Source organism: Sorangiineae bacterium MSr11367, assembly GCA_037157805.1.
In the GTDB taxonomy this organism is placed as follows: Bacteria; Myxococcota_A; Polyangia; order Polyangiales; family Polyangiaceae; genus Pendulispora; species Pendulispora rubella.
In genome coordinates this window covers 10172671-10186411 of record CP089983.1, presented here as the reverse complement: position 1 = coordinate 10186411, position 13741 = coordinate 10172671, and the positions used below count along the sequence as shown (strand labels likewise).

Annotated in this window: 9 protein-coding genes; 4 read left to right on the top strand and 5 right to left on the bottom strand. The window is 66.3% G+C overall.

Annotated features, from left to right (window positions below; translation table 11 throughout):
* The first annotated feature begins 19 nt into the window (after window positions 1-19).
* On the top strand, window positions 20-997 hold the full coding sequence (locus LVJ94_39210) for a hydrogen peroxide-inducible genes activator (protein ID WXB02924.1): 978 nt from the start codon (window positions 20-22) through the stop codon (window positions 995-997).
* 97 nt (window positions 998-1094) lie between these two features.
* On the opposite strand, the gene uvrA is transcribed toward LVJ94_39210, so the two are convergent.
* Both uvrA and LVJ94_39200 read right to left on the bottom strand, forming a co-directional pair.
* Window positions 1095-4046, bottom strand: coding sequence for an excinuclease ABC subunit UvrA (uvrA, locus tag LVJ94_39205; protein WXB02923.1), 2952 nt, complete (start codon window positions 4044-4046; stop codon window positions 1095-1097).
* An 89-nt stretch (window positions 4047-4135) separates the two neighbouring features.
* Window positions 4136-5017 (bottom strand): DMT family transporter, encoded by an 882-nt coding sequence (locus LVJ94_39200; protein WXB02922.1) that lies wholly within the window; start codon window positions 5015-5017, stop codon window positions 4136-4138.
* Between the two features lie 243 nt (window positions 5018-5260).
* On the opposite strand from LVJ94_39200, the gene LVJ94_39195 reads away from it, so the two are divergent.
* Together LVJ94_39195 and LVJ94_39190 are read left to right on the top strand one after the other, a co-directional pair.
* The gene (locus tag LVJ94_39195; protein WXB02921.1) at window positions 5261-6196 is read left to right on the top strand and encodes a GGDEF domain-containing protein; all 936 of its coding nucleotides are present in this window, start codon (window positions 5261-5263) and stop codon (window positions 6194-6196) included.
* A gap of 12 nt (window positions 6197-6208) precedes the next feature.
* A complete protein-coding gene (locus LVJ94_39190; protein ID WXB02920.1) occupies window positions 6209-8926 on the top strand; it encodes a zinc-ribbon domain-containing protein in 2718 nt (905 codons plus the stop codon).
* Window positions 8927-9170: 244 nt separating this feature from the next.
* Here the strand turns inward: LVJ94_39190 and LVJ94_39185 are convergent, their stop codons facing one another.
* The 3 genes from LVJ94_39185 to LVJ94_39175 form a co-directional block, all read right to left on the bottom strand.
* Window positions 9171-9746: a hypothetical protein gene (locus LVJ94_39185; protein ID WXB02919.1), complete on the bottom strand. Its 576-nt coding sequence runs from the start codon at window positions 9744-9746 to the stop codon at window positions 9171-9173.
* Window positions 9747-10054: 308 nt separating this feature from the next.
* The gene (gene rsmA / locus LVJ94_39180; protein WXB02918.1) at window positions 10055-10900 is read right to left on the bottom strand and encodes a 16S rRNA (adenine(1518)-N(6)/adenine(1519)-N(6))-dimethyltransferase RsmA; all 846 of its coding nucleotides are present in this window, start codon (window positions 10898-10900) and stop codon (window positions 10055-10057) included.
* Entirely contained in the window at window positions 10897-12474 is a 1578-nt protein-coding gene (locus LVJ94_39175) for a DUF58 domain-containing protein (protein WXB02917.1), read from the bottom strand. Before LVJ94_39175 ends, rsmA begins: the two co-directional genes overlap by 4 nt.
* Before the next feature lie 195 nt (window positions 12475-12669).
* On the opposite strand from LVJ94_39175, the gene LVJ94_39170 reads away from it, so the two are divergent.
* Window positions 12670-13671, top strand: a complete 1002-nt coding sequence (locus tag LVJ94_39170; GenBank protein WXB02916.1) for a trypsin-like serine protease — start codon at window positions 12670-12672, stop codon at window positions 13669-13671.
* The last annotated feature ends 70 nt before the right edge of the window (window positions 13672-13741 follow it).

Below are 13741 nucleotides of genomic sequence, written 5' to 3'. Positions count from 1 at the left end.
CGCGACGGAAGGGTTCGACATGGATGTATCCGCATTGACGCTCACGCAACTGCGTTACCTCCTCGCCGTCGACGAGCATCGCTCGTTCCGCGGCGCAGCCGAGAGCTGCCGTGTGTCTCAACCGGCGCTCAGCATGCAGATCCGTCGGCTGGAAGAGATCCTCGGCGTATGCCTCTTTGACCGAGGAAAATCGCCCGTCGTGCCCACCGACGTGGGCACGCGCGTGGTGACGCAAGCGCGACAGGTGCTGCGCGAGTGCGCGCGCCTTCCGGATGTGACGCAGTCGTTCGACGTCGTGGCGGGCTCCTACCGCCTCGGAGTGATCCCCACGTTGGCACGCACGCTCATCCCGCGTTTGGTGTCGTCATTCACCAAAGCTTATCCGCGTGTGCACTTGGTCATCGAAGAGCTACCAACCGATCTTTTGGTGCGCCGTCTGCTGGAAGATACCGTCGATGGCGGTCTCGCCGTCACGCCATTGGGTAGCCCTGCCATTCACGAACGGCATCTCGGCTTCGAGCGGTTCTTCGTCTACCTCTCGCCCAAGCATCCTTTGGGCAAGCAAACCGAGATTCGCCAGAGCGATCTCGTCGAGTACAAGCCGTGGCTGCTTTCCGAAGAGCACTGCTTCCGCACGCAGATTCTCCACCTGTGCAGCATCGACCTGCGGCAGCAGCCCTCCGACGGCGGCGTGCGCTTCGAGGCGGGGAGCTTGGACACGCTCATCGACATCGTCGACACGGGCCACGGCCTCACCTTGCTGCCCGAGCTCGTCGCCAACCGGCTCGCGCCCGAGCGCAAGTCGCAACTGCGCTCCTTCTCACCGCCGGTGCCCGTGCGGCGCATCAGCCTGATTCACTCACGCCAACAGGAGCGCCGCCCCCTGGCCGATGCCGTGCTGTCCATTCTGACCGAGGGCCTCCCCGCGGCCTTGCGCCGCCGCCCAACGGACGCCGTCATCCCCCCCATCCTGCCCGCGCACCGCCGCAAGAAGTGAGGGTTTGACACGGAGATCGGGAGATCGGGAGTTTTTGAATTTCAAAAACTTTCACTGCTCCCGATCTCCCGATCTCCCTGTTCAAATTCTTCGGCTGCTACCCGGTCGATTTGATGCGCTTCGATTTGGGCTGCGTGTCGCTGGCGCGGTCGAGCACTTCGCGGAGGTAGTGGCTCGTGTGGGCGATGCCGCTCTTGGCGACTTGCTCGGGGGTGCCCACGGTGACGATCTTGCCGCCGCCTTCGCCGCCCTCGGGGCCCAGGTCGATGACCCAATCGGCGCAGGCCACGACATCGAGGTTGTGCTCGATGATGACGATGGTGTTGCCCTGGTCGCGCAAATCGAACAAGGCGGTGAGGAGCACCTCGATGTCCGAGAAGTGAAGGCCGGTGGTCGGTTCGTCGAGCACGTAGAGGGTGCGCCCGGTAGCCTTGCGCGCGAGCTCGCGCGCGAGCTTCACGCGCTGCGCTTCACCGCCCGAAAGCGTGGTCGCGGATTGCCCCAAGGTGAGGTACCCCAGGCCGACTTTGCGCAGCGCCTCGAGCCGCTCGAAGACGCGCGGAATGGCGTCGAAGGTCTGGCTCGCCTGCTCGACGGTGAGCTCGAGGGAGTCGGCGATGGAGAGGCCGCGGTAGTGAATCTCGAGGGTCTCGCGGTTGTAGCGCTTGCCCGCGCATGTGTCGCAGGTGACGAAGATGTCCGGCAGGAAGTGCATCTCCACGCGCAGAAGGCCGTCACCCTGGCACGCTTCGCAGCGGCCGCCTTTGACGTTGAAGGAGAATCTCCCCGGCTTGTAGCCGCGCGCGCGCGCATCGGGCAGGTTCGCGTAAAGCTCGCGCAGTTGCGCGAACACGCCGGTGTAGGTGGCGGGATTGGACCGCGGCGTGCGGCCGAGCGGCGCTTGGTCGATGGAGATGACCTTGTCGATCTGCTCGAGCCCTTCGACGCCGTCGCATTCGCCCACCGGGGCGGTGGCGAGGTAAAGCTTGCTCCGCGCCGCGGGCAGCAACGTGTCCACGATCAGGCTGGACTTCCCGCTGCCCGAGACGCCGGTGATGCACGTCAAAAGGCCGATGGGGATCTCCGCCGTGACATTCCGCAGATTGTGCGCGCGCGCACCAACGACGCGCACTTCGCCGCGGCCGGCGGGGCGTCGATCGCGCATGACGGGGAGGGTGCGCTCGCCCGAGAGGTACGGCCCGGTGAGCGACGCCGGATCGGCCATGACCTCGGCCGGCGTGCCCTGGCTGATGACCTGGCCGCCGTGCACACCGGCCCCGGGGCCCATGTCCACGACGTGGTCGGCGGCGAGGATGGCCTCGCGATCGTGCTCGACGACCAGCACGGTGTTGCCCAGATCGCGCAGGCGCGCCTGCGCCTCGATGAGGCGCGCATTGTCGCGGGCGTGAAGTCCGACGGAGGGCTCGTCGAGGACGTACATGACGCCGACGAGCGCCGCGCCAATCTGCGTGGCCAGGCGAATGCGCTGGCCTTCGCCGCTGGAGAGCGTCTGCGCGCTTCGATCGAGCGAGAGGTAATCGAGTCCCACGTCCACGAGGAACCCGAGGCGCGCGGTCACCGCATTGATGAGCGGTTCGGCAATCGCACGTTCCCGCGCGGCCATCTCCTCCACGCCGCCTTCGGCTTTGAGCTTGTCCAGAAAGGCGCCGAGATGCCGCAAGGGCATCGTCCCCAATTCCGAAATATCTTTTTCACCGAGCTTCACCGCGAGCGCCTCGGGCCGGAGCCGGCGCCCGTGGCATGCATCGCACGTCCGCGTGGCCAGGAAGCGCCCGAGCTCGTCTTCGCCAATCGCGCCCTCGCTGGCGTCGGGATCGTCGTCGTTGAAGTCCTCGCCATTCTGGCCTTCGGCCATCTGCAGTGCGGTCAGCCGCGGGACGATTCCCTCGTACGTCGCCTTCTTCTTCCCGCGCTTCGCGGTCTTCTTTGCCGTTGCGGATCCATCCCCCTCTGGAGGAGGGCCGGGCAGAGGGGGACTCTCAGTCCCAAAGAGAATCGCCTTGCGCTGCGCCTCGCGCATCTTTCCCCAGGGCACGTCGGGATCGACGCTCAGCGTTTCGACCGCCCGCGCCACCTCGGTGGCCAAGGCCACGGATCCGCGCCGGCCCCACGCGAGCACCACGCCTTCGCGCAAGGTGCGTTTTGGATCGCCAATCACGCGTTCGGGATCCACCACCACGCGGGCGCCCAATCCATCGCACGCCGGACAGGCTCCGTGCGGTCCATTGAACGAGAAAATACGCGGCTCGATGGGCGGCAGCGAAATCCCGCAATCGACGCAGGCAAACCGCTCCGAAAGCCAAAAAGGCTCCTGGCCTTCCACCGCGACGAGCAGCCGTCCCTCACCCAATTTGAGTGCGAGCTCCACGCTGTCGGTTAGACGACCTTTGAGTCCTTCTTTGAGGACGATGCGGTCGACCACCACGTCCAAGTCGTGCGCTTTGCGTCCGTCGAGCTGGATCTCGTCGCCGAGGTCGACCACCGAATCGTCGATGCGGACGCGGACGAATCCTTCGCGCCGCAGGCGTTCCAGTTCGAGTTTGAGCTCACCGCGGCGTGCGCGCACGATGGGCGCGAGGAGGGAAAGCCTCGTCCCATCGGCCAAGGCCAGCACGTGGTCGACGATCTGTTGGACCGTCTGCGCTTCGATGCGCTTTCCGCAATTGGGACAGTGGGGGACGCCCACGCGCGCAAAAAGTAGCCTCAGGTAGTCCGCAATTTCGGTCACCGTACCGACGGTCGATCGCGGTGATTTGGCTAGCGGACGCTGTTCGATGGCGATGGCCGGCGACAGACCGTCGATGCGCTGCACGTCCGGCTTGGCGAGCTGCTCGAGAAATTGGCGCGCGTAGGCGCTCAGCGACTCGACGTAGCGTCGCTGGCCTTCCGCGTAGATCGTATCGAACGCCAGTGATGACTTACCCGAGCCACTGGGGCCGGTAAAAACGACCAATTTGCCGCGGGGAAGCGACAAATCGACGTTCTTCAGATTGTGTTGTCGCGCGCCGACGACGACGAGACGGTCCATCAAACCTCATTCCCCAACTAGCACGAACCAATCGGCAAATGGGGCATAGCGCGCTCTTCGAATTCCCGTCCGAGGGATTGGTGAGTGCTCTACGACGCCCTTCGTCGCTGTTCGCGCAGGCTTACGATGCTCACGAAAACGCCGCCTGCAATGACCAACAGCATGCCGACGAGTGCCAGCCGATCCGGCCATTGAGACAAGGCGAAGGCTCCCAAGAGCGCACCAACCACGACTTGCAAATAACTGAACGGGCTCACCCGGGCCGCCAATTCCAGGGCATACGCGCGGGTCATGGCCAGTTGCGCAAACCCAGCACAGAGTCCGGCAACCACCATGATGCCGAAGTCCATCAGGCCGGGAAGGGACCTCGCTCCCCACACGCCCGGAATGGAGAGCACCAGCATGGCGATCGCCGCGGTCAGGGAAAAATGCGTGGCAATCGCCTCCGGCGACTCACGATCGCTCACCTGTCGGAGCATGATCATGGCGATGCTGCCGAAAAAGGAGCCCGCAATGGCCACGGACGCCGGAAGGAGCATTTTGGCGTTGGCCACCTCGTGACCAAAAATGAATGCCGGGCGGACGATGCAAATGACGCCAGCGAGCGACAACGGAATGGCAACGGCCATGCGGCGCCCCGAGCGCTCTCCCAGCATCAGCGGTGCGAGAAATGCGAGCATCACCGGCGCGAGGTTCACCAAGGTGATGGCGTCGCCGAGCGCCAGGTCCGGCGTGCCGGTGGCATAGAAGGTACAGAGCATCGAAATGGTGCCGAAGGCGCTGCGCATCCACATCTTCGGTGTGCTTTTGGCCACGAAGGGGACGCCGCGCATCTTGGCGACGGCGATGGCCACGAGGGCGCCGATGCCGGCGCGGGTGGCGGCGACCAAGGTCCAAGGGACGTTGCGACCGGTGCTGGCCAGGTGCGCGAAGAAGTACATCGCGGCGAACAGGGCGGCGCTGAGCGCCATCCACCCGTAGGCGGCGATGTTCCCGGATCTTGGTCCGTCTACAACGGCTGCGCTTGCCGCCAACGTACCTGTCGAGACCGCGCTGGGGGCGAGGGTGCTTTCTGAACCGCGGGTAAGAGAAGGGGAAAGTGGGATGGCTCCGAAACTACTTGGAGAGGACGTTGGCATCGAAAAAATGGCTCCGGCGCGACCCTAGGGCCAAACTTGAAGAAGGGGAGTCGGGCTGTGATACCCTGGGCTCGCATGCCCGATGATGACTCGAAGGGTGGTTCGAGGCCGCGGAAAGCGCATCTGCGGACCAAGCCCCTGGTCGACAACAATCAGTTTCGCGAAGCGCTCCAAGCCGAGCTGCGCAAGCATTCCCGGCCGGTGCTCATCGTGGTGGCTGGCCCCGAGGTCGGCATGCGCCTTCGCTTGGACCGCTCGGTGGAAGTGGGGCGCGATCCGTCGGCGAGTCTTCCGCTGCGCGACGAGAGCGTCTCCTGGCGTCACGTGCGCTTCGAAGACCGCGGCGCGGGCGAGTGGGCCGTGGTCGATCTTTCGAGCACGAACGGCACCTTGCTCAACAGCGAACGTGTGTCGGACTCGCGTCTGAAGCCGGGCGATCGCATCGTCCTCGGCAAGACGATCTTGGAGTTTCAAGAGCAGGATGCCATCCAGCAGGGCTTCAACGCCGAGCTCGAGCGAATGCTGAGCGAGGACGAGTTGAGCGGTCTCTGGGTCAAGCGTCGCTTCGACGCGCAGCTTGCCACGACGGTGGCCGCGGTGGACATCGGAACCGTCGACGTGGTGAGCTGCATCGTGATGGACCTCGACGGCGTGAAGGGCATCAACGACACGCACGGGCATGATATGGGAGCCTTCGTGATTGGCACCTCGGGTCAGGTCATTGGCCGCGTGATTGCGGCGCAAGGATTCGCCACGCGCTTCGGCGGTGACGAGTTCGCAGCGGCACTACCCGGCGTGGCCAAAGACGAAGCCGTGCGCATTGCGGACAACATCCGCGAGGCCATTCGTGCACACGTGTTCCAACGCAATGGCATCACCGTCCACCCGGGCATCAGCCTTGGCGTCGCTTCGTTGCCAGGCGATGCCACGGATGCCGAAGGTCTCTTTCGCGCTGCCGATCAGGCGATGTACCGCGCCAAGCGTGGAGGAAAGAACCGCGTGGCCATATAGCTCACCGAATCCATGCTCCGAGTCGAGTGCGAGAAGTGCAAAACGCCGTTCCAGGTCGATGAACGCAGGGTCCCCGCCGCGGGGCTTCCCATGCGATGTCCGAAGTGCGGGCACAATTTCATGGTCGAGGGCACGAAGGCCGCGGCGGCCCGCCTTCGTCGTGCGGGAACGAGCACGCTGATCTTCGGGACGCTCGACGACATTCTGAATCCGCAGAAGGGCTCCACCCCGCCACCGCCGCCCTCCCAGCCGCCGCCCGCGCGCTCGACCCCGCCGATTCCCTTTGCGGGGCCGCCCGTTCCGGTGCCGGCACCCGCCGCGGAAGCCGATTCGCCGTTGAAGAAACGCGCGAACACGATGCCGTACGCGGGCCAGCGAAGACGGCAGCCGTCGCTCAGCGACGAACCCGTCCTCGAGGTGAAGGAGGAGGAGGCCGACGCTACGGGGGCGGAGGAGGCTGCGCTTCTCGCGGTGGCGGAGGACGAGGCGATCCTCGAAGGGCTCGATTGGAGTGTGGATTCGGATCCGGGGGTTTCCGCGTTGGCGGGGGCTCCTGCTTCGGTGTCCGCTGTTCCGGCTCGGGTCGAAGAGAAGATCGTGCCCGTGCCCGTGCCCGAAGACGTGAACGAGCACGAGGACGTGAACGAGCCCGAGCACGTGAGGCCGGAGTCCGAATCGGAGTCGGAGTCCGAATCGGAGTCGGAATCCGAATCGGAGTCGGAATCCGAATCGGAGTCGGAACCCGAAGAAGTTTCTGCCAAAGAAGAATCGACGGCCGAAGAACCGGAACAGGAAGAAGCGGCTCCGGAATCCGCGACGGAAGAAGTCGAGCCGGAGCCCGAGCCGGAGCCGGTTGTTGCGAAGGAGTCGGAGCCCGAACCGGAGCCGGTTGCAGCGAAGGAGCCCGAGCCCGTCGTTGAGAAAGAACCGGAGCCCGAGCCGGAGCCGGAGCCGGTTGCAGCGAAGGAGCCCGATCCGGCCGAGCGAAAGCCGGAGCCGAGTGTCTCGGTTGCGGTGAAGAAGCCGAGGCGGGCGCCGGTATGGGCCATTGGACTCGTGGCGGCGGCGGGGCTTGCGCTCGAGGCCACGCCCTATGGGGCCTTTGGGCGCATTGCCATCTCCGACAAACTGCACGCGGACGAATACGCAAACCTTCTCGTCGCCTCCGCCGAAAAGACGCGTGTCAGTCTGGGAGCGGACGTCTTCCCGGATGCCAAGGCCGCACTCCAAGCGCTCACCCGCGCCCAACAGCAGGCCCCGCGCGCAAAAGGTCTCGCCGAATACCTCCATGTCGCCGACACCGAGGTGCAACTTCGCTTTTCGACCGCCGCGGATCTCGACAAAGCCAAGTCACTCCTCGCGTCCGCGGGGGACGCCTCCGAAGACGCTCTCGCCATGCGCGGCGAAATTGCCCTTCGCGCGAAAGATGCGCCGGCCGCCCTCGAAGCGTTCACCCGCGCCTTGGCGAAACGTCGCACCGCCCGTGCGCACTTCGGGTTGGCCCGCGCCCATTATCTCGCGAACGATTTCAGCGAACTAACCAACGCCATCGACGCCACGTTGTCGGCCTCCCCACGGCACGTCGGTGCCAGGGTCCTTCGCGCCAAAGCGACGTGGGAACGCCAACACAACGACGCCGTTTCGGAAGATCTGGCGGCCGTGCTCGAAGGCCCAGCCCGTGAGGCGGCCTCCCCGCGCGAGCTCGCCGACGCGTGGGCTCTGCGTGCCCTCATCGAGGCTGCCAAGGGAAAAACCGCCGAGGCCAAGGCCGCGCTCGAGCAAGGCTCGAAGCTCGATCCGCGTGCCAGCGACCTCCTCGTCGCCCAAGGCGACATCGCCTACGGCGAAGGCAAGTACGCCGAGGCACTGTCCAGTTTCGAAAAAGCCCTGGAGAGCGAGCCCACGCCGATCGCCATCACCGGTGCTGCCAAGGCCAAGCTTTCCCTCGATCGCATCAGCGAGGCGAAAGCGCAGCTCACGGCTGCCGGCAAGGATTACCCCAAGGACCTGCGCATCGCCTACTGGCTCGCCCGCAGCGACGAAGCCCTCGGCAACCAGGAGACTGCCGAGCGCGAATACCTTCGCGCCATTGGCGTTGCCGATGCCAAATCCACCGACGCGGCGTTGCCTTATGCCGGCTTGACCCGGCTCCTCGCCCTCAAAGGCCGCGGCAAAGAAGCCGAGACCAAGCTCGAGGAAGCGCGCGCCAAGCTCCCCAACGTCGCTCCGGTCGAGCGCGACCTCGCAGAGGGCTACTGGCACCGCGGCATCGAGCAACGCAAGGCGAGCAATAGCGCCGGTGCCATCACCGATCTCAAACGCGCCCTGGAGCTCGATCCCGAGCGCGGTGAGATCTACGCCGATTTGGCCGAGAGCTACGAGTCGCGCAACGACTCGCAGAACGCCTTCATCACGTGGCAGAAGGCCCTGAAGATCAACGAGTCGCAGCCCTATTGGCGCTACCGATACGGCCGTCTCCTCCTCGAGCGCGGCACGGTGGGCGACGCCTCGAAGCACCTCGTCTTCGCCGTCGGCGAGGCCAACAAGATGGACCCGGCCCCGCCGTGGTTCGTTCCCGCGCAGCTGGCATGCGCGCAGGCTCTGCAGAAGGCGGGCAAATTCGCCGATGCCATCGAGCACTACCGGCGCTACCTCGACTTGTCGCCGAAGGCCGCCCCCGAGCGCAAAGACGCCATCCTCGCCCTCGGCGAACTCGGCGCGCACCCCTAAGGCAACGGTCGATTGAATGTGTCAGGTTCGAACCTGCCCGGTGCTGGGACCGCGGCAGCGAGAGGAAACCGGCGGAACCGGCGCGACGTGTCGGGGCTGAACGCCAGGATCGCCACTCCGCTTGGCGATCCTCTCCTTGGAGACGGACTAAGGCGCCGGCCCCGCCGGGGTTGTCCCGCTGCCGCTGCTCGACTGCGAGGCAATCGTCGATCTGCCACGTTCAATCGACTTTTGCGTTAACGGATCACTCGGGCGTGGGAATCGTCGCCGGGCAGGCTGCCGTGCGCGATGCATCGGCCGCCTGACGTGCGAGCGCGCTCGCATCGGGATGCTTGGATGCGTTGATGACCTTGAACTGACACGACTTGGTCGCTCCAACCTTGGCCACGACCAGGTACTGCACGTTCTGGCTGGTCACGCGGAACGTGATGGCAAACGGGTCGAAGGCCGCGCCGTTCACCACGCCGCGCCAATCGACGGTGTCGCCGAGGAACGTGAACGCGCCCCCGCCGATCTTGCCGCTCCAGACATTGAGATCCATCTCCGCGCTGCCTCGCCCGACGCGCACGTTGGCGCGCAGGTCGTCGTCCTCGGTGAGAAGGCGGTAACCGGCGAGGCCGCCGCAGTCGTATTTGGCGTAGGCGGGGCCTTCGTCGATTTTCGTGCACGACTCGGGCTTGATGCTCGTGAACTTGCTATCGACCGCCAGAACGGCCGATTGCGCCTCGCCCGTGTCGTCTCCTGCCGGGAGTTCCTCCGCGCCTGCGCAGCCGACGGAGGTGATCAAACAGAGCAAAGAAAGCGCTTTGAACGGGGTCATGGCCTGCTTTACGTAAGGCCGGATCGTCTCTCTTCCCCTCTGGCGGTTTCGGCGATCACTTTGTCGCGTTAGCTCCAAAGTCGATGGATCGTGGCAGACTCGCGAGTCGCTTGCGGGTGAGCAGCGGCAGCGGGACAAGTCCGGCGAGACCGGCGCCTTAGTCCGTCCCCAGTGCCAGGATCGCCAGAGATATGGCGATCCAGACTTTCTGAACCACGCATCGCCCCGGTCCCGCCGGTTTTGTTCCGCTGCCGCGGTGCACGTATCAGGTCATTCGGATACCTGACACGTTCAGGTGACGGATGCCTTTAGGTACGCTCGTCGAGCGTGCGCGCCATGCGTGCGAAATCGACGACGTCGAGTGTCTCCCCGCGGACGGTCAGGTCGATGTTCGCCTTGGCGGCGGCTTCGGCGATGCGCTCACTGCCGAGCGAGCTCCATGCATTGCGCAAGGTCTTGCGGCGTGCGCCGAAGGCTCCTTTGACCAAGGCGCGGAACGTGTTCGTCTCGGCGGCACGTGCCGGGCGGCATGGCGAGAACTCGACCACGGTGCTGCTCACCTCGGGGGAGGGGAAGAAGGAACCGCGACCCACCGCGAGCACCTTCCGCACGTCGAACGCGGCGCGCGTGAACACCGTGAGGGCGCCGTATTCCTTGGTGCCCGGCGCTGCGAGTAGGCGATCGGCCACCTCGCGCTGGACCATGAAGACGGCGCGATCGATGAACGCCGCACTCTGCACGGCCCGCTCGATGAGCGCGCCCGTGATCTGGTACGGCAGATTCCCGCAGAGAACGCGCGGCTCGCCCTCGCGGGCCTGGGCGAAGACGCCCTCGAGGTCCACCGTTTTGGCGTCGGCCTCGCGCACGTCCATGCTTCCGCGTTCGATGGCTTCGCCGAAGGTGCGTGTGAGCACCGGGACGAGATCCCGATCGCGTTCGACGGCGATGAGAAGGCGCGCCCGCGCGGCGAGCTCCGAGGTGAGGGCACCCAGGCCCGCACCCAACTCCACGACGACGGCGCGCCCCACCTCCGCATCGGGGACCGACGCGCAGGCAATGGCACGAACCGCATGCGCATCGACCAGGAAATTCTGCCCAAAGCTCTTCTTCGGTGCCAGCCCCGATTCGCGGAGCAAGGTGCGTGAGTCTTTCATCCGGCGATCCGTCGCTCCGTTACCCGCGGACGCACGCCAAGGCGTCGCAGGATTTTCTCGGCGCGTGCCCGCGCCGCGATGGCACGAAGCCATACCGCTTCCTCCACCACTTCGCGCACGCGTGTTGGGGCACCCTCACGATCCGTGGGCGCCGGCACCGCGCGCTCGAAGGGTGGAAGGGACCAGCGCACGTCCACCCGCCGCGCGCGCAGGCGGCGGAGCGCGGTGAGGATCTCGCTCGTGGGCGCCGGGGCCGGCGAGAAGACGTAAAGCACGCTCGCACGCGCTTTCTTGTCGTTGAAGATCATATCGAGCGCGCCCGCCATGGTCGCGTGCGTCTTCTCGCGTTCTCCCTCGACCCGCGGTGGCACTTCGATGCCGAAGGCCGCGATGTAGTGCCGGAGCTGCTGCTCGCGCGTCGTCGGCGCGTGCGGAACGCGCGGTGCGAAGGGCGCCCGTGCGCGCAGTGCCTGCGCCCGCGCCGCGAGCAAGTCGAGGTTCGATTTGGGGATGTCCTGCAGCCCGCGCGGATCGAGCGGCCGCGCGTGCTCCGATACACGCTGCGCGATTTCCCACTCGTCCAGCTCGCAGCGATCCACGTCGATCATGCTCGCCGCGCTGGCCAGTGCCGCGGCGATCTTCACGGCATGAGGGGCCCCGCTGGCCGGTGAGAGCCACGTGCGCGGGCGCGAAGCCAGCACCGCGAGCCCAACCCGGTCGCCGCGGGAGAGGTGACGGGCTGCGAGCGCGGCCACTTCGTCGACCATGTCGTCGAGAGGGGCGCGGCCTTCGGGGCCCGCCCAGAGCTCCACCGAGGCATCGAGCACGAGCCAGACCACGTCGCGCTCCTCGCGCTCCATGTCGCGCACGATGAGGCGGCCGCGCCGTGCGCTGGCCTTCCACGCGATGCGCTTGAACGGATCGCCCGGCACGTGGTCGCGGAGTTCGCGGATCTCGTCGCCTTCGCCGAGGGCCGGTGCCGCACGCCCCGCTTCGGCGGCACGCCGCGAACGCCCGCCGCGCGGCGAAGTGACCAACGCGTGCAGCGAGCGAGGAAATACCTCGATGCCGAATGGATTGGCGAACATGAGCGGCACCTCGTAGAGCGCCTCGCCGCCCGCCGGCGTGCCGCGCACCTCGAGGGCCATGCCGTGCACGCCCCAGCGTCCCACGCGTTTCGCGTGGATGGAGACCTTCACCTCGAGCCGCGAGTTCGGCAAAAGGTCCACCGTTTCCGGCTCCACGGTGGTTTCCAGCATGCTCGATGCAATGGCCCGCACGCAGATGCCGCGCATCTCGTCGCTGCTGCGGTTGCGAAGCTCCGCGCCGAACGTCACCGTCTCGCCGCGCGCCACCCGCAGAACGCGCTTCGTGGTGCTCCACACCATCTCGAAGCCTGCGGCGCGCAGCCTCGTCACGGCGGCCAGCGCAAAGGCGCGCCCCACGGCCACCGCCAGGATCATCGCGCCACCGAACGCGACCACCGTCCCGAGCCGCAAGGCCACGCCCATGGATGCGACGGCCGCGCCGGCAAGGGCTACGTGAAAGGTCGCGCGGGTGGGGTGCAGTCGCACTGGGGAGAAGGGTTTAGGGTTTAGGGTTTAGGGAGTGAGCGCGGAGGGTAGCATGTCTGCTGGTCCCTAAACCCTACCCCCTAGACCCTCTGACCTGGGACAGCCCCGCAACTGTCCGGGACAGGCGGGCGCGAGCGGAAATGGGGAGATTTTCCGTGCTCGACCGCGGGCACGCGGATGGCAGTGCACCCGCGCATGCACGACCGAACTTCGCGTTGGATTCCCCTCCGGCTGGCGCTCGGCCTCCTCATCGTCGTCTGTGGCGCGTGTGGCTCCAGCAAAGAGATGCGCTCTTCTTCTTCACTCGGCGACGCGGGAAGTGCGCCGCTCGCGCTCGCCGTGGAGTCCTCGTCACCCGTGGCGGGCGCGCCGAGTCGCGGGCGCGATCCCGCGGTGCTGGCCCTCTCGATGGCCGACGCGCGGCATTGCACGGCCACCGCGTTGGCCTCCAACCTCGTTCTCACCGCCCGCATTTGCGTCGCTGCCCACGAGCCGTCGGCCCTCCTCCTCTATGGTGGAGAGGACCCTGCCGCGCAGCAGCTTCTGGCCCGCGGTCGCGAGCTCGTGGTCGATGCTGCGGAAGACGCCAGTTTGGCGCTGCTCATCCTAGATCGCGACCTTCCCGAGACGACACCGCTTCCCATTCGTGACGAGCCCGCGCAACGCGCCGAGCGCATTCGCACCGTATCCTTCGGCCAACGCACGAAGGACGAGTCCTCGAGGAAGCTCGCGCGCGAACACGTCGCCGTGACGGAGGTCACCCACGATGGCTTTTTGGTGGCGGAAGCCACATGCCAAGGCGACCCAGGTGGTGTCGCGCTCGACGAGGGCACGGGCGAGGTGCTCGGCCTCGTGACGCAAGGCGGCATCCCATGCGATGCACCCGCCGCGTACACGCGCGTCGACATCCATCGCGTTCTCCTGGAAGAGGCCATGGCGCACGCCAAACAGATGCGCCAAGACGATCTCGACGCGGCGGATGCGGGCCGTCCCCGGGCCAAGAGCCCGAAGAAGTCGAGGCCCGCCACGGACGTTGGACAGCCTTGCCAATCCGCGTTCGAGTGCACCACCGGCATGTGCGTCCGCGAGGACGATCAGGCGTATTGCACGCGCTCCTGCGGAAGCGGCGATCGATGCCTCACAGGCTTTCGTTGCAAGGAGGCAACCGACGTCAAGGCCTGCATCATGAGCTTGTAGCGTCGCACGATGACGCACCGCTCGGCTTCGCCGACGTCGCTCTCGCCCTCGGCATCCCACGCAAGTGGCA